This is a genomic window from Bacillus sp. 103mf (assembly GCF_900116295.1).
GTDB lineage: Bacteria > Bacillota > Bacilli > Bacillales > Bacillaceae_G > Bacillus_A > Bacillus_A bruguierae.
Genome location: NZ_FPAF01000004.1, coordinates 1 through 23,686, shown reverse-complemented (window position 1 = coordinate 23,686; position 23,686 = coordinate 1). Strand labels below are relative to the sequence as shown.

General features: G+C 34.4%; 21 protein-coding genes, 1 pseudogene and 1 other annotated feature. Of the genes and pseudogenes, 7 read left to right on the top strand and 15 right to left on the bottom strand.

Translation table 11 applies throughout. From position 1 onward, the window contains the following. Positions 1-11: 11 nt before the first annotated feature. Positions 12-245, bottom strand: a binding site (T-box leader). Between the two features lie 97 nt (positions 246-342). Then, positions 343-3,858, bottom strand: coding sequence for a DUF4020 domain-containing protein (locus tag BM350_RS12075; protein WP_090914953.1), 3,516 nt, complete (start codon positions 3,856-3,858; stop codon positions 343-345). Between the two features lie 293 nt (positions 3,859-4,151). On the opposite strand from BM350_RS12075, the gene BM350_RS12070 reads away from it, so the two are divergent. Continuing rightward, on the top strand, positions 4,152-4,601 hold the full coding sequence (locus BM350_RS12070) for a YndM family protein (RefSeq protein WP_090915033.1): 450 nt from the start codon (positions 4,152-4,154) through the stop codon (positions 4,599-4,601). Between the two features lie 216 nt (positions 4,602-4,817). Here BM350_RS12070 and BM350_RS12065 read toward each other — a convergent pair whose 3' ends face one another. Both BM350_RS12065 and BM350_RS12060 read right to left on the bottom strand, forming a co-directional pair. Further along, positions 4,818-5,522, bottom strand: coding sequence for a YoaK family protein (locus BM350_RS12065; RefSeq protein WP_090914955.1), 705 nt, complete (start codon positions 5,520-5,522; stop codon positions 4,818-4,820). A 470-nt stretch (positions 5,523-5,992) separates the two neighbouring features. Then, positions 5,993-7,324 (bottom strand): D-serine ammonia-lyase, encoded by a 1,332-nt coding sequence (locus BM350_RS12060; protein WP_090914957.1) that lies wholly within the window; start codon positions 7,322-7,324, stop codon positions 5,993-5,995. 358 nt (positions 7,325-7,682) lie between these two features. Between BM350_RS12060 and BM350_RS12055 the strand changes: the two genes are divergently transcribed. Continuing rightward, positions 7,683-8,237, top strand: a complete 555-nt coding sequence (locus BM350_RS12055) for a helix-turn-helix domain-containing protein (protein ID WP_090914959.1) — start codon at positions 7,683-7,685, stop codon at positions 8,235-8,237. A gap of 126 nt (positions 8,238-8,363) precedes the next feature. Here BM350_RS12055 and BM350_RS12050 read toward each other — a convergent pair whose 3' ends face one another. The 6 genes and pseudogenes from BM350_RS12050 to BM350_RS12020 form a co-directional block, all read right to left on the bottom strand. Beyond that, a complete protein-coding gene (locus tag BM350_RS12050) occupies positions 8,364-8,885 on the bottom strand; it encodes a cysteine hydrolase family protein (RefSeq protein ID WP_090914961.1) in 522 nt (173 codons plus the stop codon). Next, positions 8,860-9,336, bottom strand: a pseudogene (locus BM350_RS12045) (GNAT family N-acetyltransferase); the annotation flags it as partial. The pseudogene BM350_RS12045 and the gene BM350_RS12050, both read right to left, overlap by 26 nt. 698 nt (positions 9,337-10,034) lie before the next feature. After that, positions 10,035-11,078: an autoinducer 2 ABC transporter substrate-binding protein LsrB gene (lsrB, locus tag BM350_RS12035; protein WP_090914965.1), complete on the bottom strand. Its 1,044-nt coding sequence runs from the start codon at positions 11,076-11,078 to the stop codon at positions 10,035-10,037. Further along, complete coding sequence (locus tag BM350_RS12030) at positions 11,075-12,070, bottom strand: ABC transporter permease (protein ID WP_090914966.1); 996 nt, start codon at positions 12,068-12,070, stop codon at positions 11,075-11,077. The genes lsrB and BM350_RS12030 overlap by 4 nt, the downstream gene beginning before the upstream one ends. After that, positions 12,067-13,035 carry an ABC transporter permease subunit gene (locus BM350_RS12025; RefSeq protein ID WP_244547990.1) on the bottom strand — a complete coding sequence of 323 codons (969 nt, stop codon included), beginning with the start codon at positions 13,033-13,035 and terminating at the stop codon, positions 12,067-12,069. The genes BM350_RS12030 and BM350_RS12025 overlap by 4 nt, the downstream gene beginning before the upstream one ends. Continuing rightward, positions 13,032-14,525: a sugar ABC transporter ATP-binding protein gene (locus tag BM350_RS12020; RefSeq protein WP_090914968.1), complete on the bottom strand. Its 1,494-nt coding sequence runs from the start codon at positions 14,523-14,525 to the stop codon at positions 13,032-13,034. The genes BM350_RS12025 and BM350_RS12020 overlap by 4 nt, the downstream gene beginning before the upstream one ends. A gap of 466 nt (positions 14,526-14,991) precedes the next feature. On the opposite strand from BM350_RS12020, the gene lsrK reads away from it, so the two are divergent. From lsrK to lsrF, 3 genes are read left to right on the top strand one after another with little or no spacing between them, the layout of a single operon-like run. After that, positions 14,992-16,554: an autoinducer-2 kinase gene (gene lsrK / locus BM350_RS12015; RefSeq protein WP_090914970.1), complete on the top strand. Its 1,563-nt coding sequence runs from the start codon at positions 14,992-14,994 to the stop codon at positions 16,552-16,554. Positions 16,555-16,579: 25 nt separating this feature from the next. Continuing rightward, entirely contained in the window at positions 16,580-16,936 is a 357-nt protein-coding gene (locus BM350_RS12010; protein WP_090914972.1) for a cupin domain-containing protein, read from the top strand. A 13-nt stretch (positions 16,937-16,949) separates the two neighbouring features. Continuing rightward, positions 16,950-17,732 (top strand): 3-hydroxy-5-phosphonooxypentane-2,4-dione thiolase, encoded by a 783-nt coding sequence (gene lsrF / locus BM350_RS12005; protein ID WP_090914974.1) that lies wholly within the window; start codon positions 16,950-16,952, stop codon positions 17,730-17,732. A 442-nt stretch (positions 17,733-18,174) separates the two neighbouring features. Here the strand turns inward: lsrF and BM350_RS12000 are convergent, their stop codons facing one another. The 3 genes from BM350_RS12000 to BM350_RS11990 all read right to left on the bottom strand — a co-directional run bounded on the left by BM350_RS12000 (position 18,175) and on the right by BM350_RS11990 (position 20,159). Further along, entirely contained in the window at positions 18,175-18,432 is a 258-nt protein-coding gene (locus BM350_RS12000; protein WP_090914976.1) for a helix-turn-helix domain-containing protein, read from the bottom strand. 13 nt (positions 18,433-18,445) lie between these two features. Continuing rightward, a complete protein-coding gene (locus BM350_RS11995) occupies positions 18,446-19,120 on the bottom strand; it encodes a GOLPH3/VPS74 family protein (protein ID WP_090914978.1) in 675 nt (224 codons plus the stop codon). 469 nt (positions 19,121-19,589) lie between these two features. Further along, a complete protein-coding gene (locus BM350_RS11990) occupies positions 19,590-20,159 on the bottom strand; it encodes a DJ-1/PfpI family protein (RefSeq protein WP_090914980.1) in 570 nt (189 codons plus the stop codon). A gap of 380 nt (positions 20,160-20,539) precedes the next feature. Between BM350_RS11990 and BM350_RS11985 the strand changes: the two genes are divergently transcribed. After that, the gene (locus BM350_RS11985) at positions 20,540-21,034 is read left to right on the top strand and encodes a GNAT family N-acetyltransferase (RefSeq protein WP_090914982.1); all 495 of its coding nucleotides are present in this window, start codon (positions 20,540-20,542) and stop codon (positions 21,032-21,034) included. Positions 21,035-21,092: 58 nt separating this feature from the next. Here the strand turns inward: BM350_RS11985 and BM350_RS11980 are convergent, their stop codons facing one another. After that, complete coding sequence (locus tag BM350_RS11980; protein ID WP_090914984.1) at positions 21,093-21,656, bottom strand: GNAT family N-acetyltransferase; 564 nt, start codon at positions 21,654-21,656, stop codon at positions 21,093-21,095. A 12-nt stretch (positions 21,657-21,668) separates the two neighbouring features. Beyond that, on the bottom strand, positions 21,669-21,998 hold the full coding sequence (locus BM350_RS11975) for a VOC family protein (RefSeq protein ID WP_090914986.1): 330 nt from the start codon (positions 21,996-21,998) through the stop codon (positions 21,669-21,671). A 138-nt stretch (positions 21,999-22,136) separates the two neighbouring features. Here BM350_RS11975 and BM350_RS11970 point away from each other — a divergent pair, with 138 nt between their 5' ends. Continuing rightward, positions 22,137-22,382 (top strand): DNA alkylation repair protein, encoded by a 246-nt coding sequence (locus BM350_RS11970; RefSeq protein ID WP_090914988.1) that lies wholly within the window; start codon positions 22,137-22,139, stop codon positions 22,380-22,382. A 180-nt stretch (positions 22,383-22,562) separates the two neighbouring features. Here the strand turns inward: BM350_RS11970 and BM350_RS11965 are convergent, their stop codons facing one another. Beyond that, complete coding sequence (locus BM350_RS11965; RefSeq protein ID WP_090948246.1) at positions 22,563-23,669, bottom strand: RNA-guided endonuclease InsQ/TnpB family protein; 1,107 nt, start codon at positions 23,667-23,669, stop codon at positions 22,563-22,565. Positions 23,670-23,686: the final 17 nt, after the last annotated feature.

Genomic DNA, 23,686 nt, shown 5'->3' with positions numbered 1-23,686 from the left:
CTGATCCAATCAGTAGGGACGATGATTATCGCGGTACCACCCTAGTTGTAGACACATTCGTCTACCTCTCTTCATTGTTAACGATCATTTTGACCGTCTTTTCCTTCATAAAGATATCTGTCTTTACTACGAAAAAGATGCTCCAGGACTGTAATTCATGTTTACCTTTGTACTGATTTCCACCAACCATCAGCTCTCTATAACAGGGAGGATAAACACTACTTTGTTCCCTTCAATGCTTTGTTTTTATTAAGTATGATTTGTATTATAAAATGTCTTTTCAAAATATGTCAACACTTTTTCATTATTTTTTATATTTTCATTCTCACTGCATCGTATGTTTCATAATAACAAATGTGAATCATTTGCATTGCGATTGATCATTCCAATGCGCATCATCTCATTTTGAATACGTTCCAATAACGTACTTTCAAGCTTTGTCTCATCAAACAATTGCCGGAGATGAATCACTTCATTTTCAATACAATCTGCATCATTTATCTTTGTTAATAAAACGAAAAATAATGTTGCATATACTGTAGGACTTTGATGAATCAACTCGTTTTTTTCCAACAGCTGTTTAAATAAATACTTCAATGCTTGTTTTTCTTCTTGCAGTGAAGATATAGAAAAATACGATAAAACAGTTTCAATCCCTTTTTCAGCAATAACATCCATGTATAACACAAACCGCAAAAAGATAATATATTCTTTCTCTGATATTATACTCATTTTAGGGCGTTCTATTAAAAAATCTGCAAGCCAATCTTGCCAAAATTTTTGTTGTTCTCTTATGCTCAACGTTTTTACATAATACGATACATTTTCTACAAACTTTACTTTCTCTATCTCTTTTCCCTGTATAAAAAGAGTGTACAACCAATCTATTTGTTCATCCCAATATAAAATACATTTTAAAAAGACGAGACTTAGCCATTTCATAAATACTTCTTGTGTTTGTCCATTCAACAAATGTAAATGCCGAACAGCAAAAGCAATATGTTTCTTTGTTTGTATAAATAAAGGCAAATTGATTTGTGTATTCACAAACCCTGCCCATGCATACTTTGTTTCCTCTTCGTTTTTCTGCAAATTTAAATACGGAATCATATGCTTTCTACACCAATGCTTTTCGATATGATAGAGAAATGTTAAATCAGCTGTTAACCTCGCAATCATAATATTTACGTAGTATGATTTTTTCCGCATTTGCTCTTCAAATACACACAAATAAGCATGTATATTTCGATCATATAAATGTTCATATGCAAGAAGTTTTAATAAAACTGCTGTTATTTTCCCTACTGGATGCAAAGCAGCTTCATTATAGTAATCTGTTTGCTCTTTACCTCTTCCTTGCTCTCCTTTCATAACATGAGGAAACAATGAAAATGCAAGCTGTTTTACTGCTCGAATTGTGTCTTCTTGAAATTCCTCTAACTGATTGCTCTTTTCATACAGAAAACTACTAATAAGCCAATGGTAAGTGGTATGCCTTACAAATTGATGCAGCAGTGGTAAAAGCTTTTGTATTTGCTTATCCGTTAATTGTCGATTATTGCGCCACTCTCTCATGAATATAAACCATACTTCTTTACTCACTTCTTTATAGCTAATTAATTGATACGCAAGTGAAATACTCCATTGTACATTTGTTTTACAAGCCTTTGAAAGCATTTCTAAAAAATGATGTTTCTCAAACAATCCTTCTTGTGAATATTGAAGAACTTGTCTTATCATTTCTTCCTCTTTCATATGTAATAAACTATCTGTTGTTAAATTGCATGTAATTGGTTGTAATGTTCGCTCTTCTTGTAAATCTGGAAACTGCCTCGATAAAAAATGAGGGAATTTCTGTTTCATGGATTCATATGTTTGTTTCGTAGATTCATGATTTGGATTGCACATATAAATCCAGTCGATTAAGTTGCAAGCTACATAACATGTCTTTTCTTCAAACTGTTTCACTATGGTTGTCAGCACTTTTTCCTTCGTGTGTTCAGATGCATGCTCATAATGATTCTTTAACAGTTGGAACACTTCATGCTTACAAGTGTCTTCAGTAAGCAATTGATGTTGTAACACCCATTCTATTTTTTCATTTTGCTTTCGGAAAACAGTATGGTTCATACTATGCACCGCAATTCGCTTTTGCAGAGTATTTCCAAATTCAATCATAAAAGAAATATAAAAATTTGCTTTATCTTCAAAATGAGAACAAACATAGTCCATACAATCTCTAACAATATTAATTAAAAAAGAAAATTCACGCGGTTGACTATCTTGCTCATGCGGTTCAATTGCACTTCGCGACTCACTAACTGAATCGTAGATCTGAAGTGCCTGTTGTTTTAGCGTTAATCTCTGTAGTTTTTCTAATCCAATCTGTAAAATTGGGATCGAAAAATAAGAAAGATGCGGCTTTACTTTCGCTTCCCATATGTGCTGCATCTTTGAAAAGGTTGCAGCTGATAGATGGTTTGTTTCTGCTAACTCTACAACATCTTGCATCTCTTGTTCCCATTGCCGAAGTCGCTTCAATTTTAGTTTTCCATCTAATATACAGGTTAGTAAAAGAACCATAATTTCTTTATGCTCTGGATACGTACATTTATGAAGCAAAGGAGGTAGATTTTCAATGAAACATTCATTTCTTTTTGCCTTTTCTAACAATAATAAAAGCCACTTCGCAAACGAAACTATATGTATCGGCTGTTCCATCTCTACTAAAAATGTACATATCGTATTCCATAACAAGGCAGATATTTCTGTATTATTTTTATACATTAACTGAAATAATTCATTTTGGTGGCTTACTAAAAAATGATCAACAATCCACTTTGCAAGCAACTGATCTTTCTCAGAAGTCTCAGCTTCCTCCGAAAATAAATTTCGCAATTGTCCCTCTTTTTCTAACCATTCCACCCATTCGTAGTCTCTTGCAAATTCTACAAAATAACGAAGTGTCTCAATCTTTTTTATAGATTGCTTAATGTAAGACAGCTGCTCTTGTTCTAAAGATGGCGGAACCGTTACGATATCACGAATTCGTGTTCTTTTTGTAATATAATTATCTCCCATTAACTCTGCCCATCGCTGCACTGCTTTTGCTAATGATTGATGATTTTGCGTCTTATTCGGATATACAATGGGCTTCACCCCTAAATGTTCCCAATGATATGTATTTTCCCCGTGAGCCACAAAAGCATACCGCCTCGTACTCGGTGGTAATCCAGTTGCTAAATATTTCATAACAGGGTCATTATGACTATATCCAATAAACAAAACTGTATAATTAGAAAATAGATCAACTAAAAACCGTCTAGCCCATCCTTCTGTTAAGTAAGCTCTTCCGAAATCACCATCTGTCAAAATTAAATTTTCTTCCTCTTGTTCCACATTACCGTGAATATATGCCAATCCTTTAAAGGCTCTTCCTGTTGGAAGTGCCGGAGCATAGTATATATTTACTTTACGTTTTGATTCCTCAAGTACCGTTGTAAAATGTTGATCAAAATTTGTAGTAACAATCCGAACATTCTCATCAACTGCAAATAATTGCAAAATAGAATAATGCAATGGATTTGGCGTTGAATATGCTACATGAACAAGATTCTTCGCAACTTGATGAACATCTTTCGTTTTTGCAATTTTTCCAAGATAATAATCGTGCGGTTCATTTTCCTCACGTTTTTCTACATATAGAGCGTTCGCAATATCATCCACTAAATCATCAAAATTTGGTAAGTTTGAATTACCTTTCATAGATACTCCAGCTCCAACAAATAAAACCAGTTTCCCTTGTTCAAGTTTATCAAATAGTTCATCTGGAATTTCTACTTCTGAAGTAATCCACACCCCGATCCCTCCTTACCTAAAAATGTTAATTTTCTCTTTCTAATATAACATTTTCTTTTTATTTTTTTAATATTTAGACAAGTAAAATATAATATAAAATTTAAATTTTATATAAAAAATTGCACATGAAATAACTGTTAATAAAGGAAACAGAATAAGTACTAAAAAAATCAGATTGATTTAACGTATTCATCTTCCTTCTTAAAAAACACCTTGCAAGTTGCAATTTTAAATTCCCATGCATAAAGTCCCTTTTTTCATTCAAACTAAATAGAAAAAGAGAGGTTCAAATGATGAATCATATTACGATTATGCTGATCAAATTTATATCCTGTATGATTGCTTTTGCAATTGGTTTGGATTTATTCTTTGATGCAACAATTGTTGACATCTTTTCTTTTAGTTTATTTGTTACAATCGCTTCGTATATGCTAGGAGATCAAATTATCTTACCGCGAGCGGGAAATACTGCTGCACTCATGATTGATTTTCTTTTTACTTATATGAGTGTATGGATTTTCGGCAGCGTACTTTTAGATAATTATATGCAAATTGCTTGGGGGAGTATTTTATCAGCAATTATAATTACAGGGGCAGAAATTTTTGTTCACCGCTATTTAATGGATCGCATCGCTACTTATCAAACGATTGAAAGAAAACCATTCACTTTCAACAGATCATTAGCTTATGGAACAGAGTTTGCTGAGGAGCAAGATGTTACTGATACGAAAAAACGGAAATGATGTAACGAATATACAGATGTGAGTTAAACAATACTACACTCTCTTGAACGAAAAGAAAAATCCTGAGAATTACGATTTCTCAGGATTTTCTGTCAAATTGAGATCATTTGTTTATCAAACAACAATTCATTCACTTCACATGTCTTTTATGAAGAAGCTGGTAATGAACGAAATACAATAGTGAGATATTATTAAAGCAACATTTTAAAAAACTTTTCATTTCAACATTTGAGGTTTTCTCCAATACCCTCTATCTTTATGATACAAAATAAGAGCAATCACTAAAATTCCTGATGCAATCCAAATAGCTCTGTGCCCTATATGAGTGGTAGTAAATGTGCCTAACAGTGCACCAATTATAAAAGAAAAAATAATAACAAAAAATTCATTAAATCGTTTTTTCTCTTCCTGATCATGTTTTATAAACGCTAAATATGCAGCCTGCGTCAAAGTTCGAAGATTTCCTGTTGTCATCGTTGAATTGTAAGCCCACTTGTCAAGTTTATTAAAAGTAGAGATCTGTAAAGATGATACAAACGAAATGCATACTGTAACTACTATGTTAGGAATACTTTTTGGCAAGAACCCTACAATGATTAAAACGATACATTCTAGAATAAGAATAGAGCGTCTATAACTATGCAATGCATGTCTTATATGAGGAATCTTTACTACTTCTGATATTAAAACTCCTAACATAAAAGCTAAAATAGGCGGGATATAAAGCAAAGCATTATGCCATTCTCCGTTAGCTGCTCTTATAGCGAGTAATACTACATTCCCTGTTTGTGCATTAGCAAATACTCCGTCCCTACTGATGAAAGTATACGCATCTAAAAAGCCTCCAACTCCAGCTAACAAAACACCCAAATAAACAGAGTTTGAAGATAATGAGGGGATTGTACCTAGTTTGTCTTTCATATTATTATCTCCTTGTACCTTATGTTACAGATATTATCCATTTATATAAAAACAACACCCTTATGAAATCCTTCACAAGATATTCGCAATTTATATCTTGATGTCGCTTTCTTATACTTTTTCCTAATATGATATAATACCATACCAAGATTTTCACCTACAATCAACACAATTATTTAACATATTATAATTGTTTAATTTCGTTCATATTTTTCAATATAACCTAAAATGCGTAAATCGTTATAATTAAATAGAACAATTTATAAAAAATAACCCAAAAAGGATTCTTATACAGAATCCTTTTTGGGTTACTCACGCTCGCTTTCTCCCTTTGTTTTACATCTAGCACATGGCAGGAAAAAGCCCTGACCGCTTCTATGCATGACCAGGTACACTCGCCCTTCGAAAAAGAAAAGGGTTTTATGTTGTTTTTTCAATTTGTATTTATACATACATTAGAAAAAGATTGTTTATCCTTTTTGATAATATTCTTCCATAATTTGCGGTGGTACCATTCCGCCACCTGTTGCCCACATAATATGCGTTGCTTGTTTCATTTTCTCTTGCATTTGATTTCCTTGCATATATTGCTGTTTCTTAAAGAGTTGAACTGGTCCGTATACACTAGCCAATGCTGACGGCTCTAATTTTATTCCTTCTGTATCAGCCATAGCCTTTAGTAATCTATATAACTCTTGGTCACTAACTGTGTAACAGCCACTTAATAACGGTTCCATCACTTTTCCTACAAATCCTGATGCTCTTCCTACCGCAAGACCGTCAGCTTCTGTTACATTATCAATGCCAAAGTCTTGGACAGAAATTTCATCGTGAAGGCCTGTCAGTAAACCAATTAACATACAAGGAGAATGAGTTGGCTCCGCAAAGAAGCAATGTACATGATCACCAAACAATAATTTTAAACCGAACGCTACACCGCCAGGTCCGCCGCCGACACCACATGGTAAATAAACAAATAACGGATGATCAGCATCAACAATAACGTTTTGATCTTGCAGTTGCTTTTGTAAACGAGAAGCTGCTACAGCGTATCCAAGGAATAGATTTTTTGAATTCTCATCATCAACGAAATAACACATTGGATCCGCTTCTGCTTGCCTTCTTCCTTCCTCGACTGCCTTACTATAATCCGCTGCATATTCGACAACTGTAACATTTTTACTGCGTAGTAAATCTTTCTTCCACTGTTTTGCATCAGCGGACATATGAACCGTCACATTAAATCCAAGTTTCGCACTCATAATGCCAATACTAAGACCTAAATTCCCCGTAGAACCTACTGCAATTGAATATTGCGAAAAGAACGCACGGAATGTATCACTATCTAAAACGGAATAATCATCTTGTTTATTTAATAATTGATGTTTCAAGGCTAAATCTTCTGCATGTTTCAGAACTTCATAAATCCCGCCTCTTGCTTTAATAGATCCTGATATCGGAAGGTGGCTATCACATTTTAGTAATACATTACCCGCGATATGCTGACCATACTCTTGTTCTAAATGTTGTTTCATAGAAGGAGTTGCGACTAAAGGAGACTCAATGATTCCATTTGTATCTTTTGTCTCAGGAAAAGCTTTCGCAATATACGGCGCAAAACGTTTTAATCTTTCCTCCGCATCCTTTACATCATCTTTAGTAAGAGGTGCTTTTTGAATTCCTGTTTCGAATTCTTCTTTATTCGGATTCACCCAAAATACTTCCTCTGTCAAAACGAGTTGATTTAATAAAGGATGCTTTTCTTTTAACGTTTGTATAACCTCGCTGTCATATTTCTTCATTCGTCTATTCTCCCTTCTTCATTCCTACCATGTTATCATTTCAAAGTTTAAATTTATTTATTATAATTAAAATAAATTTAACACACAAACAAAAATAATTAAATATAAATTAATAAATTTTAATTAAATTTAATTTAAACTATATAAATACAAATTAAAAATCGACATAAAAACCCGCTTTCTTTTTAGATGGACGAGAACATCTGGCCATGCATAGAAGCGGTCAGAGCCTTTTTCTGCCACATGCAAGGTTTACAACAAAAAGAGAAAGTAAGTAGCGGTCATGTTGTATTCTGCATAGCAGCGACTTATATATCGAAAAATTAAAATAGATTTGTATAGTAAAAGGAGAGTAAATATGAATGATATAAATGTTGGAGAGAAAATAGCAGAATACCGAAAAGCACAAGGATTAAGTAGTCGAGAACTGGCAACACTCGTCAATATCACTCCTTCTATGTTAAGCCAAATTGAAAAGGGATCAGCCAATCCATCTCTACAAACTCTTAAATTAATATCTAACGCATTAAATATTCCTATGTTTAATTTCTTTTTGGAAGATACAAATGCCCAAAGTTTAGTTGTAAGAGCTGACAGGCGAAAAAAAATTACCTTTCCTGAAAGTGAAAGTTTATCATACGAGTTACTTTCTCCCGATTTAAGTGGAGCCCTCGAGCTTGCTCTTATGACTTTATTACCGCAATCCTCTTCTTCTGAAGAACCAATCGAGCATAAAGGTGAAGAAATCGCATTTGTTTTAGAGGGAACTGTGACACTACAGTTAAATCAAGAGACAGTAACTTTATACAAAGGAGATAGTGTCAAAATCCCTTCTTATATGAAACATAAATGGGAAAATCCATATAAAAAGAAAGCGGTAGTCATCTTTGCGATTACCCCTCCTACTTTTTAAGTATTTATCAAATGCATGAATAAGACTATATGAAAATCCTATTAACAAATAAGCCAACATTTCTAGAAGCTTATCCTAAAAGTGTTGGCTTCATTTTTCTTCTAACCGAAAACACATGTAGCATGTCTAGGCTAACTTTACTTCTTTTATATCGACTATATCCGCAAACCATCCTAATATTGTTTGATGATGTTGAATAATCTCTTCTGCACGTAGTTGCTTCGAATCAAACGTACTATGCGTCCCTTGAATCAACGTTACTTTATATCCTTCACTAAACGCACGGCGAACAGTTGTATCTACGCAATATTCTGTTTGCAATCCACAAATGAACAGATGTTCAATTCCTTTTTCTCGCAAAACTTCCCGAAGATTTGTTTCATAAAAAGAATCCGGCGTTTCTTTTTCCACTATAACCTCATTTGACATTGGAGCAATTTTAGAATGAATATGCCAACCTGCTGTTCCTTTTTCTAACGGATGACCCTTAGATCCATTATGCTGCACGTAAATAACAGGAATATCATGCGTGCGACATTTTTGAATAACTTCCTGTAAATTCTGCAATAAGTCAGAGCCATTATGTACAGGTATACCTACTGTATACATTCCTTCTTGTACGTCAATTACTATAAGTGCTTGTTTCATTACAATCGCTCCCTCTGTTTTTATATTCCATCATCCAACAATCTTCCACTACCCCTTCATGCAATTCATGTTCTTTTAATACTTTCACTTTTTGAAACCCACACTTCTCGTAACAATGAATTGCTCTTTCATTCCTTACTCTTGGATCCATCGCAATTGCGAATGCTCCTAATTCATTCTTAATATATGTAATTGCAGCTTGCACGAGCTCTGCACCAATTCCTCGGTTCCAGTACGCTGTTTCTCCGATAAATTGATCCATTCCCCACACATTTTCTCTCTCATCATATCCATATAACGCTTTCCATTCTGGATTTAAAGGATACATTTGTATATATCCAATAGGTTTGTTTTGATATTCTACAATACACTTCTTCTTTTTATCTTCTGAATTACTTATATAACGCTCTCGAACTTGCTGTGGTGATTGTGGTTTGTCTCGTCCTTCATAAAGTGAAACTTCCATCAGTGGAGAGTTTTTTCATCTCCCACTGATGGTTAGTTGAACCAATCGGGCTTTTACGGGCAGTTTCTTCCTCGTTTCTCTCTGAATCTTGAGGTGGGGGTCTTACTGCCCGTTAATGCGGGATAAAAGCGTAAAGCCTCAGGGCTTGATAACCAGTTTGATAATGTTCGAACATCATTTTCTGTTACGTATCGAATGGTTAGTTCCCCTTCTTGAAATATCATATAGTCACTCCTCTCTTGCAACATTATTGTGTTCGACTTTTAATAGAATAACCCTTCCTTGATGAAAAGAAGGATTGTTAAGGAAATTTATATTCCACTATGGTCAGATAATTTTACACAAAATAAAACTAATCTTAAAAACTTATTAATCTTAATATTACACTACATTTATATAAGAACCATATAAAAATCATTATATATTTCCCTTTTAAATCAAAAGATCTAATGTATTGTGAATTGTAGATTTTACAGTAAATCGACAGGCTTGTTTCAAAAACACTTCCAAAAATCAAGGCAATCCCTGGAGAGACAAAGAGATTATCTGTAAAAGCTTTCACGCTATATTCGCTCGATTTTCAAAAAGGTTCATTTTTTTCATAAAAAAGAACAACCATATTAGGCTGCTCGTCATATAAAAATATTCATCAATATAATTAATTTTTCTTTATAAATACTCTATTAAAAATCATATTTTTCAATATTATCCTTCGTAAACACAACTCGCTCTGGCAATACGATAATTCCATTTCCTTCTGCCTCATATTCATATCCTTGAATCGAATTTGGTTCTACTTTAACTTTTCCAACGCCAGGCACTTCAAAAGTATCACCTACTTTTAACTTTTTACCCTTCACCACCATCTCATTTGCAACATAAGTTGCAAGTGCACCTTGTTGCTTTACATCCCATAAACCAAACTGTTGAACTGTCCCGCGTTTTAAGTAATCACGCATAACATTAGGGGTTGAAAATCCAGTAACAGCAACTTTCTTATCCATTTTCAAATTTTCTACAGCCTGTGCCATTGCTGGTAATGCAGTTGCATCAGGACAAATAACTGCATGAATGTCTGGATACGTTTTTAAAATACTTTCGCCTACTGCTAATGATTTTTGAGCATTGTTTTCACCATACTGGGTCGTCACAATTTCCCAATTTGGATATTTTTCCTTTATTATCTCTTTCGCTTTTGAAACCCATTGATTTTGATCCGTTACTGTTGGACTAGAATAGAAGAATGCTACTTTTCCTTTATCTCCAATTTGTGAAGCTGTCATTTGAATAAGCAAGTTCGCCAATTGCTCAGATGTTCCTTGACTAATATAGAAAGAACGATCTTTCGGGTTCACATCAGAATCCCACGTTAATACGGTAATCCCCTTTTTCTTGGCGCGCTGCAAAGCTTGAGATAAACCATCAACAGAAGTGGATGAAACCATAATTGCATCATAATTTTGGTTAATAAAGTTATTAATATATTTTACCTGCCCTGATACACTTGCTTCAGAAGGTCCATCATATTTTAAATTTACACCGAGCTTATCAGCCATTTCTTTTGCACCTTCTCCGCCCGATGTAAAGAATCCGACTCCAGTTAATTTTGGAATAAAGGCTAATTTCACATCTTTTGATTTTTTACTATTTGATTTTGTATTTGTACATGCCATGATAGAAGCAACAAACAACAATAGAACGATAAATACACTTATCTTCTTTTTCATGTTGTTTCCTCCTTATATGAGACACTTTTTTTAGTGAAGAAATACCTTATATTTGAATGGCGCATTATAACTGAAAGAATTAAAATAATGCCAATTACTACATTAGATTGCTCATTTGTTAACCCCGTCATCTGTAATCCATATTGCATGATTCCAATAACGATACTGGCAAGAACGGTTCCTACTATACTTCCTTTTCCACCAGTAATAAGAGCACCGCCTAATACAACTGCTGTAATGACTGGTAAAATTGCTTCATTTCCTAAATCTGCTCGAGCTGATCCAAAATAAGCAGTTAGGAATATTCCCCCTAATCCACCTCCTAACCCTGAAAGCATATAGGCTAAAATGACAATGCGCTTCGTTTGAATTCCAGAATACTTAGCTGTTTTTTCATTTATACCTGTTAAAACTACATATCGACCGTATTTTGTATGACGCAAGAGAATAGAGAACAAAATTGTCATAATAAGAAGTAACCAAAATAAATTCGGAATCCCTAATAATGCTCCATTTGCAAGTTGAACATACGAATCTGGCAATCCACTAATTCCCTCATATCCAGTTGCTTTAGATCCTCCTGAAATGACAAGAGCAATACCAGAATATAAAAACATTGTTCCTAATGTTACAACCAGTGGTTCGACAGATGTCATTTGAATAATAAGTCCGTTTAAAAAACCAGCTAGTATACTTATGACAAGAGCAATCATTACAGCAATAACAATAGATATCCCATTCATCCACAATACACCAATAAGAATAGATGTAAGTCCCATAATTGATCCAACTGAAACATCGATTCCCCCTGTCATAATGACAAATGTCATCGGTATCGCAGCAATTGTAATAAAAATAAAATCGTTCATACTAAACAATAAATTTCCTATATTAAAAAAATCAGCATTTAATAGGCTAAAAGCGATAAACTCGGTAAATAACAAAAGAAGGAGTGCTCCCTCCCACTGAAAAATCCAGCGAAAAGATTTCATATTTCAACCTCCCTCCGCTCCTGTTTCCTCCATTTTTGCACTACACTATCTAGAATAATAATGAGTAATAATAAAAATCCTGAAATTGCGTTGTTCCAAAAGGCTGGGATTTTCAAGTATACTAATGAACTACTAATCACCTCTAAAAACAATGCTCCTAAAGTTGCACCAAAAACTGATCCAGTACCACCTTTTAAACGAATACCTCCGAGCACTGCAGCAGCGATTACTTGCAGCTCAATTCCTGTTCCTGTTTGATTCGGTACAAATCCAATATTCATCACAAATAAGCATCCAGCAATCGCAGCGGTTATTCCTGAAATCATAAAGGCCAAAATTTGCACTAACGCTACTTGAATCCCAATCAATCTTGCACCTTCTTTATTATCTCCTACCGCATAAAAATATCTTCCAAACGATATCTTTGTTAAAAAAAGATAAGTGACTATTAACAAAAGTCCAATGAACCAAACCGTTATAGGAATCTCTAACCATGTTACAGAAGACAATTTTTTATAGTCGTGTGGAATATCTTCAATCCATTTTCCTTCTGTATATATAATCATCAAACCTCGAATAATACCGAGCATACCGAGAGTCATAATAATTGCCGGGACACGAAATTTTGTCACACCTACACCATTTACAATTCCAATAAACGCACCAAGTAAAAGTGTAATTATAATTGCATAAAAAGAGTTATTCCCACTCTTCAAAAACATTCCGCATGAAGCAGCACATAACCCCATTATCGATCCAACTGATACATCAATATTTTTTGTAAATAATACAAACGATTGACCAATTACAAGAACAATTAAAATAAGGCTTGATTTTAAAATAATCGAAAAAGAATCGAATTGAAGAAAATCTCGATTTATCATACTAACAAGTATAATATAAAGAACTAACAACCCTACAATAGAGGTTTCACGCATTTTGAGTGCATATGTAACATATTTCATTCTTTTGAAACCTCCTCTCCACCATAAGCAGTACGTGTAATGCAGTCTAATGAAATTTCTTTCTGTTCTAAATGTGAAACGATATTACCATTTCTCATTACATACACACGATTTGCTAAATTCATAATTTCTTCTAAATCTGAGGAGATCAATAATACAGCTAATCCATTTTCTCTTAGTTTATTAATTGTTTCATATATTTCTAGCCTCGCCTTTGCATCTATACCGCGCGTTGGTTCATCTAAAATAATGAGTTTTGGCTCGCAAGCGAGGTATTTTCCTAACACTATTTTTTGTTGATTCCCTCCCGACAAAGATTCTATTCTTTGCTTTGTATCATGAACCGTAATTCGAAATTTTTTAATATACTCGTTCGTTAAAGCGCTTTCTTTTTCTTGTTTTAAAAAAAATGTACTTAAACGATATAGGAGGACAGAAGTTATATTTTGCTGAACAGAAGCAATTGAGAAAATCCCATGCCCCGCTCGGTCTTCAGGTACATAGATCATTCCTGCATCAATTCTCCTTTTTGTTGTCCACGCTGTAATTTCTGTCTTCTCCAATAGAATATTTCCTGCTGTTACAGATGTAATACCATATAATGCTTCAGCTAGTTCCGTTCTTCCCGCTCCCACAACGCCTGCAATTCCAACAATCTCTCCTGCTTTTACTTCTAGTGAAATATCTCGAAATTTATGACTAGATAAACCATTCACTTGAAGTACTCGTTTTAACTCTGCTTTTTCTCTGTACAGATTCTCTTCCTTTTGCATTTCCTGGTATCCTTCCGGTAATAATCCTTTTAACAACATATCGTAAGTAAATTCATTTACCTTACCTTGATTAGAAAGTACCCCATCACGTAAAATAGCTACTTGATTTGCAATTGCAAAAATCTCTGAAAGCCTATGTGTAATATAAATCATTCCAATTCCTTGTTCACTCAAATTTTTCATTACAACAAATAGACTTTTAATTTCGTTTGCTGTTAACGTCGATGTAGGCTCATCTAAAATCAGAATCTCTGCCTCTCTTATTAATCCTCTAACTATTTCTACTAATTGCTGCTGGGCAATAGACAACAATGACGCACGTTCCTCTAGCTGTAAATTCCAGCCAAGTTTCCTCATAAGTACCTCTAATTTCGTTCGAAGCTGTCTCTTATTTTGCTTCATACCTAATAAAATATTTTCCTCAATAGTCATATTCGGAAAAATAAGCGGTTCTTGCGGAACTAAATAAATACCATTTCGATGAGCTTCAGATGGATTAAAAAATGTAACAGGTCTCCCTTTTATTTTGATTTCTCCTTCATCATATGTGTACAATCCTGTCAATATCTTCATAAACGTTGACTTTCCAGCCCCGTTACCACCAACTAATGCAAAAATATCCCCTTTCTTTACTGTTAAATCGATTCCTTTTAGTACTGGTTGCTGTAAGAATGATTTTTTTACATTTTTAACTTCCAATAAAGGAAATGGTTCCAAACTTCTTTCACCTACCTTTAACAAAAAACAATTTTTCAAGCTCTTATGTTTTGCTCTACTTGTTTTGTAGCATTGTATATCTTTTTCTTCATATCTAGAACTTATCTTTCTCAAGTAATTTCCAACTGCTGACGGTATAAATAAAAATTCATGTACATATGTTGAAGAGATGGCAAGCATAATGTAGCTAAACTTTGAAGAAAATTTGTTAACGAAAGCTGCTTGGCATTATTAAAAAGATCATCTTATCAAACAAGAAGTTGTCTCCTTACTACATATATCTAGAAATAAGGTTGTCCGTTTACTATATATATCCATTTTACTTTTTCGACATATCAGTCACTGCTATGCAGAATACAGCATGACCAGATGCTCTCGTCCGCTTAAAAAGAAAGAGGGTTTTTATGTCGATTTTTTAATTTGTATTTATATAAAGAAGGAACGGACTGAAGGAGAGTGGAGTATAATGGCTGCTCTATTAGCTTATGATGCCGGAACTGGTAGTATCCGAGCTGTCTTATTTGATTTACAAGGTAATCAACTTGCTGTTAGTCAACGAGAATGGGTTCACATAGAAAACTCCCGATATCCGGGTTCAATGGATTTTGATGTAAAGGAAAATTGGAAACTTATTCAAGACTGCACAAGAGATGTACTACAAACAAGTGGGATTCCCCCTTCTTTTATTCAAGGAATTAGTGCAACAAGCATGCGCGAAGGATTTGTTTTATATGACAAGAATGGTACTGAAATTTGGGCGTGTGCCAATGTTGATAACCGTGCGGCGGCGGAAGTTACACAACTTAAACAAATACGATCTCACCTTGAACAAGATGTATATACAATATCAGGGCAAACATTCGCTCTAGGTGCATTACCAAGATTAAAATGGATTGCGAAACATCAACCTGACATTTATGAAAGAGCACATTCTATTACAATGCTAAACGATTGGATTTTATATAAGTTTTGCGGTGTATTACAAATGGATCCTTCCAATGGATGTACGACGGGAATTTTTAATTTACATACTAGAAATTGGGCTCCAGAATTAATAGAGAAATGCAACCTCTCATCAGTACTCTCACCGAAAATAAACGAAGCCGGAACTATTATTGGAAACGTAACAAAACAATGTGCAGCAGAAACTGGATTATTCGAAGGAACGCCTGTTGTTACTGGAGGCGGAGATGCGCAAATGGCTTCTCTCGGTTCTGGAGTTGTCAAGAGCGGGCAAACATTCATTTGCGGCGGAAGTTTTTGGCAACAAGAAGTAAACGTAAGCAACCCTGTACTAGATCCAAACGCTCGCATTCGTGTAAATTGTCACGTTCTTCCTACTCTTTGGCAGTACGAAACAATTGCCTTTTTTCCCGGTCTTGTTATGCGCTGGTTTCGGGACGCTTTCTGTCAGGAGGAAAAGCAACGAGCAAAAGAACTAGGTATCGATGCTTACGAATTATTAGAGGAACAAGCAAAACATGTCCCAGTTGGATCACACGGTATCATTCCGATTTTTTCTAATGTTATGAACTATATTTCTTGGCGACATGCATCTCCCTCTTTTATAAATTTAAACTTAGATTCTGAAAAGTGCGGGAAGAAAGAAATGTTTCGGGCAATTGAAGAAAATGCAGCTTTCGTAACATATGGAAATTTAAAGTTAATTGAAGAATTAACAGGACAGTTCCCGAAAGAAGTAACTTTTGCCGGAGGGGCTTCAAAGGGAAAGTTATGGTGCCAAATTGTTGCTGATGTATTAGGCGTTCCTGTAAAAGTACCAGTGGTCAAGGAAGCAGCTGCTTTAGGAACAGCAATTGTGGCGGGGATTGGTGTCGGTATGTATCATTCAATGGAATCTATTTCCGAACAATTTGTAAAATGGGAAACAACTTATATACCGAACAATGAAAATCATAAACAATATCAAAAGCTATACAAAAACTGGAAGGATGTATATCAGCAGCAACTCCAATTAGCTGATCAAGGATTTACTTCTCATATGTGGATTGCACCCGGCGCTCTGTAAATTGTTACAAAAAGGAGTGAAAAGTATGTTAAAGGTGAATGAAGAAGATTTCTCCTATCGCTTTGGTGATAATGGGCCAAAATATTTAGTAAAGGGTCCTAATATTGATATAGGTGTAGTTGTCATTAAACCAGGGCAAGATTTTCAAAATCATTATCATACAACTTGCGAAGAAATTTTCTATGCATTAGAAGGTGAGATAGATTTCTATATTAATCACGTAAAAGTTCCTATTAAGCAAGGCGACGTCTTACAAGTTCATCCTCATGAATCTCACTATCTCATCAATCGCTCTTCTCAAAATTTTAAAGCGCTCTTTATTAAATCGCCTCATTTACAAGAAAAAGATACTGTACAAACAGAAAATCCAAACTGTAATTAAGGAGTGATACCCTATGACTTGGGGATTTCAAAATCGCCTAAACACTATTTTGCCTGATGGAAAAGCAGTTATGTTAGCAATTGATCACGGTTACTTTTTAGGACCCATTCATGGATTGGAACAGCCTCATGAAACAGTAAAAAGCTTACTTCCATATACCGACTCCCTCTTTTTAACGAGAGGCGTTCTTAATTCTTGTATACCTGAAGATTGTAAAACCCCTATGGTTCTTCGTGTGTCAGGCGGTGCGACTGTAGTTGGAAAAGATCTTGCGAATGAAACAATCGTTACTCCAATAAAAGAAGCTTTGCGTCATAATGTAGCTGGCGTTGGCGTATCTGTCTTTGTTGGATCTGATTATGAAACACAAACTGTAACAAACCTTGCTAATGTTGTATCTGAAGCACATGATTACGGCTTACCTGTACTCGGAATCACCGCAGTAGCAAAAGAACTTCAAAAACGAGAAGCACGTTTTTTGGCGTTAGCTTCACGTGTATGTGTTGAAATGGGTGCTGATATCATTAAAACGTATTACTGTGAAGGCTTTGAAAAAATCACAAGTACATGTCCGGCTCCAGTTGTGATTGCAGGTGGGCCAAAGTTAGACACCATTGAAGCAGTGCTTACGATTACATACAATGCACTGCAAGAAGGGGCAGTCGGTGTCGATATGGGGCGAAATATTTGGCAATCTGAACATCCGGCTGCGATGATTCAATCGATTCATGGTATCGTAAAAAATAGATTAAATGTAAAAGAAGCTCTAGAATTATATAATACGATTACAAACTAAGCATTCATATATAAGTAAAAAAAACGACATAAAAACCCATTCCTTTTTAGGGGAGGACGAGAGCATCTGGCCGTGTATAGAAGCGGTCAGGGCCTTTTCCTGCCACATGCAAGGTTGAAAACAAAAGAAGAAAGCAAGTAGCGCTCATATTGCATTCTGCATAGCAGTGACTGATATGTCGAAAAATGAAAATGAATTTATATAGTTTCTTACTTAACTTTATATGTTTCGTATACTACTAATATAACAGTTCATGGACTAGTATTAAGGGAGAGAAAAAAGATAATGTATCTTCAGTTCTATTCATACAATCGTATAACCCCTGACACTCCTAATAAACATAAAAAATAAATTACGATTAAGAACAAGAAACATGGTTTATCCACATTTCTTGTTCTTTTCTAACTTCTATTATTGAAAATATTATTTTTTTCTTTTAAAGCTACAACAATTTCTCTTTAATTTCTTTTATCGTTAATCCCTGATACTCTTTCAAATCTTTAATCTCTGCCAATCGTTCAAGTGCCTTCACACGAGGATATCTTCTCGTTAGCCTAGTATCTTCTTGTTCAAACGGAACGAGTCCTTCCTCGGTGTAATATTTAATAGTACTGTAGCGAATACCTGAAAGTTGAACCAATTCACTAATACTTACATACTCTGATTTCTGTATTATCTCTAAACTTCGCTGTCTTCCCATCACTTATCACCTATTATGTTGTTGCTGATGCTGCAATTGTAGCAATAGAGGCATCAATATTCTTAATTGCTTTATCAATAGATTTAATGGTTTCAAACATTTCTTCTTTACGGAGTTGCTCAATTTTTTGTTTCAATGCCTTACGCTCAAACTCAGAAAAATAATCGTTTAACATTTTCTTCGCATTTAAAAACAGTACCAACACAATAGTATGCTCTTCCAGATTACCTTCTTCTAATAGTTCAGCACGAATTTTTTCCACAATGTAATTGCGAGTGTTTGCTACATCTACATATTTTTTCTTTGGTACAACAAACAAGATTTCTGTATTTTCCACTTCTAGAACATCTTTTTCTACAAGCCCCTCTACAACTAACTTATAAACTTCACGTTGCTTAAACATGTGGTTATAGAAATAAGATGCCCATTTTTTCAATTTTTTCGGTTTTTCCGAAGTCATAATTCCTAATAAACGATCAAGAGACTTATCTCCTGTTGAAGTAAAATCTAGAATCGTTACTGTATCGTCGTCTTCAAATTTCACCTTACCTTTTAAAGACAACTCCACTATACAAGCCATAACAGTATAGAGTGCGATATGTTGTCGGAAAATAGATTTTAGTTTATTCGTTTCACGGTCTAAAGATAATAATACAAATTCTTCAGGAATAGTTAATTCTTTTAACAATTGACTTACCTCCCGTTTTTATAATGGATTTGCAATTCAGCACTTACTACTTATTACTTACTACTTATTACTTATTACTTATTACTTATTACTTATTACTTATTACTTATTACTTATTACTTATTACTTATCATATGTAAAAAAACTAAAAAACGCAACAGAATATTATATTTATTTTAAACGTTTTAAATTATCAGTATTTTCACTCCCTGTAAAGGATGTATTCTATGTAAATGTAAACCAAAAAAGTCCTTTGACTAAATTTGACTAAATTGATTAATGAATCGCGATCATATAAACGCTCCAAGCAAGACAAAAATAATACTATTAAAACGAAAAGAAGAATAATAGAAATGATAGTTATGATTGAAAACTGATCTATCATCCTGTTTATTCTTCCTATTTCTGCTTTATATTATTAGGTTATATTAATTTTCATTGTTAATATTCTACTTAAAAGATCATTAAATTAAGAGGTTATTCCCTTACAAAACTTTAATGTTGAGTCTAATTTTTCTTTCTCTTTCAGCAAGTCCATTAATTGACAAGCAGCTACTGCAAACTCTGCAAATGCAGTACCTTTTGCAGTTATTATTGTGTCTTCTACTTCAATATCTGTACCTGTATATACTGATGTTTCAAACAGGGCTTTGTTATTCTCATATGTATGCTGGAGACACGTAAAATTTCTACCGTTAAGTACCCCTGCTTTCCCCAACAAAATGGCGGAAGCACATATAGAAGCAATGGGAATATGTAAGTTAAAGGCGTTCATTAATGTCTCACTAACAATTCCCTCATCTACTATTTCATGAACACCATCTCCTCCAGAAATAAGGACTAGATCAAATTCATTTACTTTAATTTCAGATAAAGAAGCTTCGACTTGACTCCATAACCCACCAATACTTTCTACTGGTTTACCATCTACGGAGACAGTAGTAATTTTTGCTTTACCTATTTTTCTAAGCAAAAATAATGCGTGAGCTATTTCAAAATCAGCGTATTGTGGATAAGCAAGAAATAATATTTTTTTCATACAATTATTCTTCTCCTTTACACTTGTTATTCAATTACATATAAAACCTTAAACATTCCTATCCGACACTTTCTGATGAAATTACAAAGGTTTTTATTGTCGAATTATTAGAATAGTCAATATAAAATCTGGTATAATGAAAGCAGTAATGAAAATCTATATATGTCCATTTTAATTTTTCGACATATAAGTCGCTGCTATGCAGAATACAATATGATCAGTACTCGATTGCTCCTTTTGTTTTAAACCTTGCATGTGGCAGAAAAAGGCCCTGACCGCTTCTATGCATGGCCAGATGCCCTCGCTTGCCTAGAAAGGAAGAGGGTTTTTATGTCGACTTTTTAATTTGTATTTATATAATATATCGGACGGTGTTATATATGAATGAAACTCTTACCTTACAAGAATACTCTTCTAATTATCAATCTCAAATTTTAGATTTAATCCTTTCCATCCAACAAGATGAATACAATATCCCTATTTCAAAAGAGGATCAACCTGATTTACTTAACATAGAAAGCGTTTATCAATCTGGTAACGGTAATTTTTGGGTTGCACTTTATCAAGGAGAAGTTGTAGGCACTATCGCTCTTTTAGATATTGGCAATCGTCAAGTAGCATTGAGAAAAATGTTTGTGAAAAAAGAGTTTAGAGGCAAATTATTTCAAACAGCTAGTCTTTTATTACATAATACGATTGCATGGGCAAAGACAAAAGAAGTGAAAGAAATATACTTAGGAACGACGTTACAATTTGTAGCGGCCCATAGGTTTTACGAGAAACATGGTTTCGAAAATATAGAACTTAACAAGTTACCTACCAATTTTCCTATCATGCAAGTAGATAAAAAGTTTTATAAATACATCGTTTCATAACGAAAAGACAATCTAAGACCTGAAACTAAAGGTTTAGATTGTCTTTATTTTTATGTATTTAACGTACTTTTTGAAGTAATGTCGCCCATTCTTCCTTCAATAGCGAATACATAATCGTATCATGCATCACTTCATTTTGAATCATATATTTTCGAAGCAATCCTTCTTCCATAAAGCCTGCTTTTTGTAGTAATTTGCGCGATGATTCATTTTCCGGGTACACAACTGCTGAAATTCTCTCAAAATAAAGTGTTTCAAACCCATATGTAAGAATTGCTTGTAGTGCTTCTGTCGCATATCCTTTTCCCCAATACGTTTCATCAAGTTCATAGCCGATTTCAGCTCGTTTATGTCTGTTATTAATAAGATGAAAACCGCACGTTCCAATTAGTTGATCTGTTCCTTTTAATACAATTCCCCAGCGGAATGCAGAGCCTTCTTCATATCTGCTCCTAAAATTTTTGATGACGTTTTTTACTTCCTCGATATTTTGAAACGAATCCATTCCAAAATACCGAATAACAGGTTCTTTTGTAAAATATTGAAACATTGTATCTGCATCAACTAACGTTAATTCTCTTAACTGCAAACGATCTGTTTCTAAACTAGGAAACCTTTCCATTCTCTTTCCCCCTTAATCTAATGAACTGCAAATTTCAATAAAATTCCCGTCTGGATCAGAAACGTAAGAAACGGTTTGTCCCCATGGCTTTGTAACAGGCTCTACTAATACTGTTACACCATGTTTTTTTAGCGTATATATTGTTTCATTCACATCATCAACCACAAATCCAATCTCAAATGTAGATGATTCTGATAACATCTTCGGAATTGATAATCCCGGTAACTGTTGAACACTTTCTCTACTATTGATTGCCAAAATTGTGGAACCTGTATCGAACTCAACATATGCACCGTGCTCCCCCTTTATTGGTAACTGTAAAATATCACGATAAAATGATATATTTCATTTGTAAATTCACATTTCTTCCTCCTTCACATCCCTACTATATTTGACAAAAAACGCAAAAGTCCTTTCTATAATTTTTTCATGAATAAACACCTCCATAGTTACAAATGCTAACAATGGAGGTGTGTTAAAATGGAACCAATGCTTTGTCCAAGTTGCAAAACGAACCGTACACGATTCAACATTATTGAACAATCAGTAAAACCGGTAAAATTAAATCCACAGACTGGTCAGATTGAAGAAGAATATACAAATGATAATATAAGTGCATTTCATATGGCTTACCAAGGTCCTACATACCGTGTACAATGCGCTGCGTGTGGATTAATTGAAAACCCAGAGCAATTTATTAAACCCGCACAAAATCAATCTTTTTAATTGGTGAATGACCCCTCCTTAACACTCTTACGAGCTGTTTGAAGAAGGGGCTTCCTGTTTCTTAGAGCGTTGCTGCTTGGGGTTCCCAAGCAGTCTTACATACTCTCCGCAGGCGTCGTTTATACTGTTTGGGCACAACCTTGCCCTACAGTTTCAGTCTTCATTCGCTCTCACACGTAATTATTCTAACCCCTTTCGCAAAATGTTTAGACTTGCATTATGATCCCTGTCTAATACCGTTCCACACTTTGCACAAATATGTGTCCGAATAGAAAGTGATTTTTTCACACGATTCCCACAGCTTGAACAATCTTGTGATGTATATGCTGAATCTACTTTTACTAGTAGGCCTCCAAATTTCTCACACTTATACGAAAGCATGCGGCGAAAAGCACCCCAGCCCGCATCAGAAATCGACTTTGACACCTTTCGATTTTGAACCATGTTTCGGATATCGAGGTTTTCCATACAAATTACCGAATACATTTGCGTAAGGCGATAACTTAATTTGTGTAAAAAATCTTTTCTTTGATTCGCCACCTTTTCGTGAAGATTATGAATCCGCTCTACTTGCTTCTTATAGTTCGCAGATCCTTTCTTTTTCTTTGAAAGATTACGTTGTGCTTTTTTCAATTGCTTTTCTTTTTGACGAAGAAATCTGGGATTTTCAACTGACATTTCATTGGAAAGAACAGCATATTTGTTTAGTCCTACATCTATACCAATTGCGTGCTCCATAACAAAAGAGGAAGGTACAGCTTGTCTTTCGACACTAAAAATAGCGTACCATCTCTTAGATTGACGTTTGATAATGAATTGTTTGATGATTCCTTCTATCGGGCGATGAAGAAGGATATCAATTTCTCCTAATCTTTTGTTATATAATTTTCCGTTATCCGCAAATGACATCGCATAGCGGTGTTTTCCATTCGGTTTGAATCCAAATTGAGTAAAAGTGAGACTGTTATATTCTTTACACTTTTTCATTTTTGGATAGTTGGCATCCCCACGAAAAAAGCCATCATATGCCTTTTTCAGTCGTAAAAATACTTCTTGTAAGGGCTGTGATGGCACTTCTTTTAGAAAAGGATATCTCTTTTTATCGATTGTTTGTTGTTTTTGCATATCAGAGCGTGTATACGATTGTTTATTTTCTTTATATTTTCTTTGTTTATCTAAAAGAGCAGAGTTATAAGTTTGACGACAATATTGTAACCAACGTTCTAACATTTCTTTTTGTTCTTGAGTTGGAAAAATTTCATACTTTTGGCTGAGCAACATTGTCATCACCTACCTCTTTTTTT

Bases quoted from the DNA above. Each gene is read 5' to 3' on its own strand.
- BM350_RS11970 (WP_090914988.1), top strand. From the start codon at position 22,137: ATGGAACCAATGCTTTGTCCAAGTTGCAAAACGAACCGTACACGATTC.
- lsrF (WP_090914974.1), top strand. From the start codon at position 16,950: ATGACTTGGGGATTTCAAAATCGCCTAAACACTATTTTGCCTGATGGA.
- BM350_RS12055 (WP_090914959.1), top strand. From the start codon at position 7,683: ATGAATGATATAAATGTTGGAGAGAAAATAGCAGAATACCGAAAAGCA.
- BM350_RS11980 (WP_090914984.1), bottom strand. From the start codon at position 21,656: ATGGAAAGGTTTCCTAGTTTAGAAACAGATCGTTTGCAGTTAAGAGAA.
- BM350_RS12000 (WP_090914976.1), bottom strand. From the start codon at position 18,432: ATGGGAAGACAGCGAAGTTTAGAGATAATACAGAAATCAGAGTATGTA.
- BM350_RS12065 (WP_090914955.1), bottom strand. From the start codon at position 5,522: ATGAAAGACAAACTAGGTACAATCCCCTCATTATCTTCAAACTCTGTT.
- BM350_RS11990 (WP_090914980.1), bottom strand. From the start codon at position 20,159: ATGAAAAAAATATTATTTCTTGCTTATCCACAATACGCTGATTTTGAA.
- BM350_RS11985 (WP_090914982.1), top strand. From the start codon at position 20,540: ATGAATGAAACTCTTACCTTACAAGAATACTCTTCTAATTATCAATCT.
- BM350_RS11965 (WP_090948246.1), bottom strand. From the start codon at position 23,669: ATGACAATGTTGCTCAGCCAAAAGTATGAAATTTTTCCAACTCAAGAA.
- BM350_RS12050 (WP_090914961.1), bottom strand. From the start codon at position 8,885: ATGAAACAAGCACTTATAGTAATTGACGTACAAGAAGGAATGTATACA.
- BM350_RS12025 (WP_244547990.1), bottom strand. From the start codon at position 13,035: ATGAAATATGTTACATATGCACTCAAAATGCGTGAAACCTCTATTGTA.
- lsrK (WP_090914970.1), top strand. From the start codon at position 14,992: ATGGCTGCTCTATTAGCTTATGATGCCGGAACTGGTAGTATCCGAGCT.
- BM350_RS12060 (WP_090914957.1), bottom strand. From the start codon at position 7,324: ATGAAGAAATATGACAGCGAGGTTATACAAACGTTAAAAGAAAAGCAT.
- lsrB (WP_090914965.1), bottom strand. From the start codon at position 11,078: ATGAAAAAGAAGATAAGTGTATTTATCGTTCTATTGTTGTTTGTTGCT.
- BM350_RS12010 (WP_090914972.1), top strand. From the start codon at position 16,580: ATGTTAAAGGTGAATGAAGAAGATTTCTCCTATCGCTTTGGTGATAAT.
- BM350_RS12070 (WP_090915033.1), top strand. From the start codon at position 4,152: ATGAATCATATTACGATTATGCTGATCAAATTTATATCCTGTATGATT.
- BM350_RS12030 (WP_090914966.1), bottom strand. From the start codon at position 12,070: ATGAAATCTTTTCGCTGGATTTTTCAGTGGGAGGGAGCACTCCTTCTT.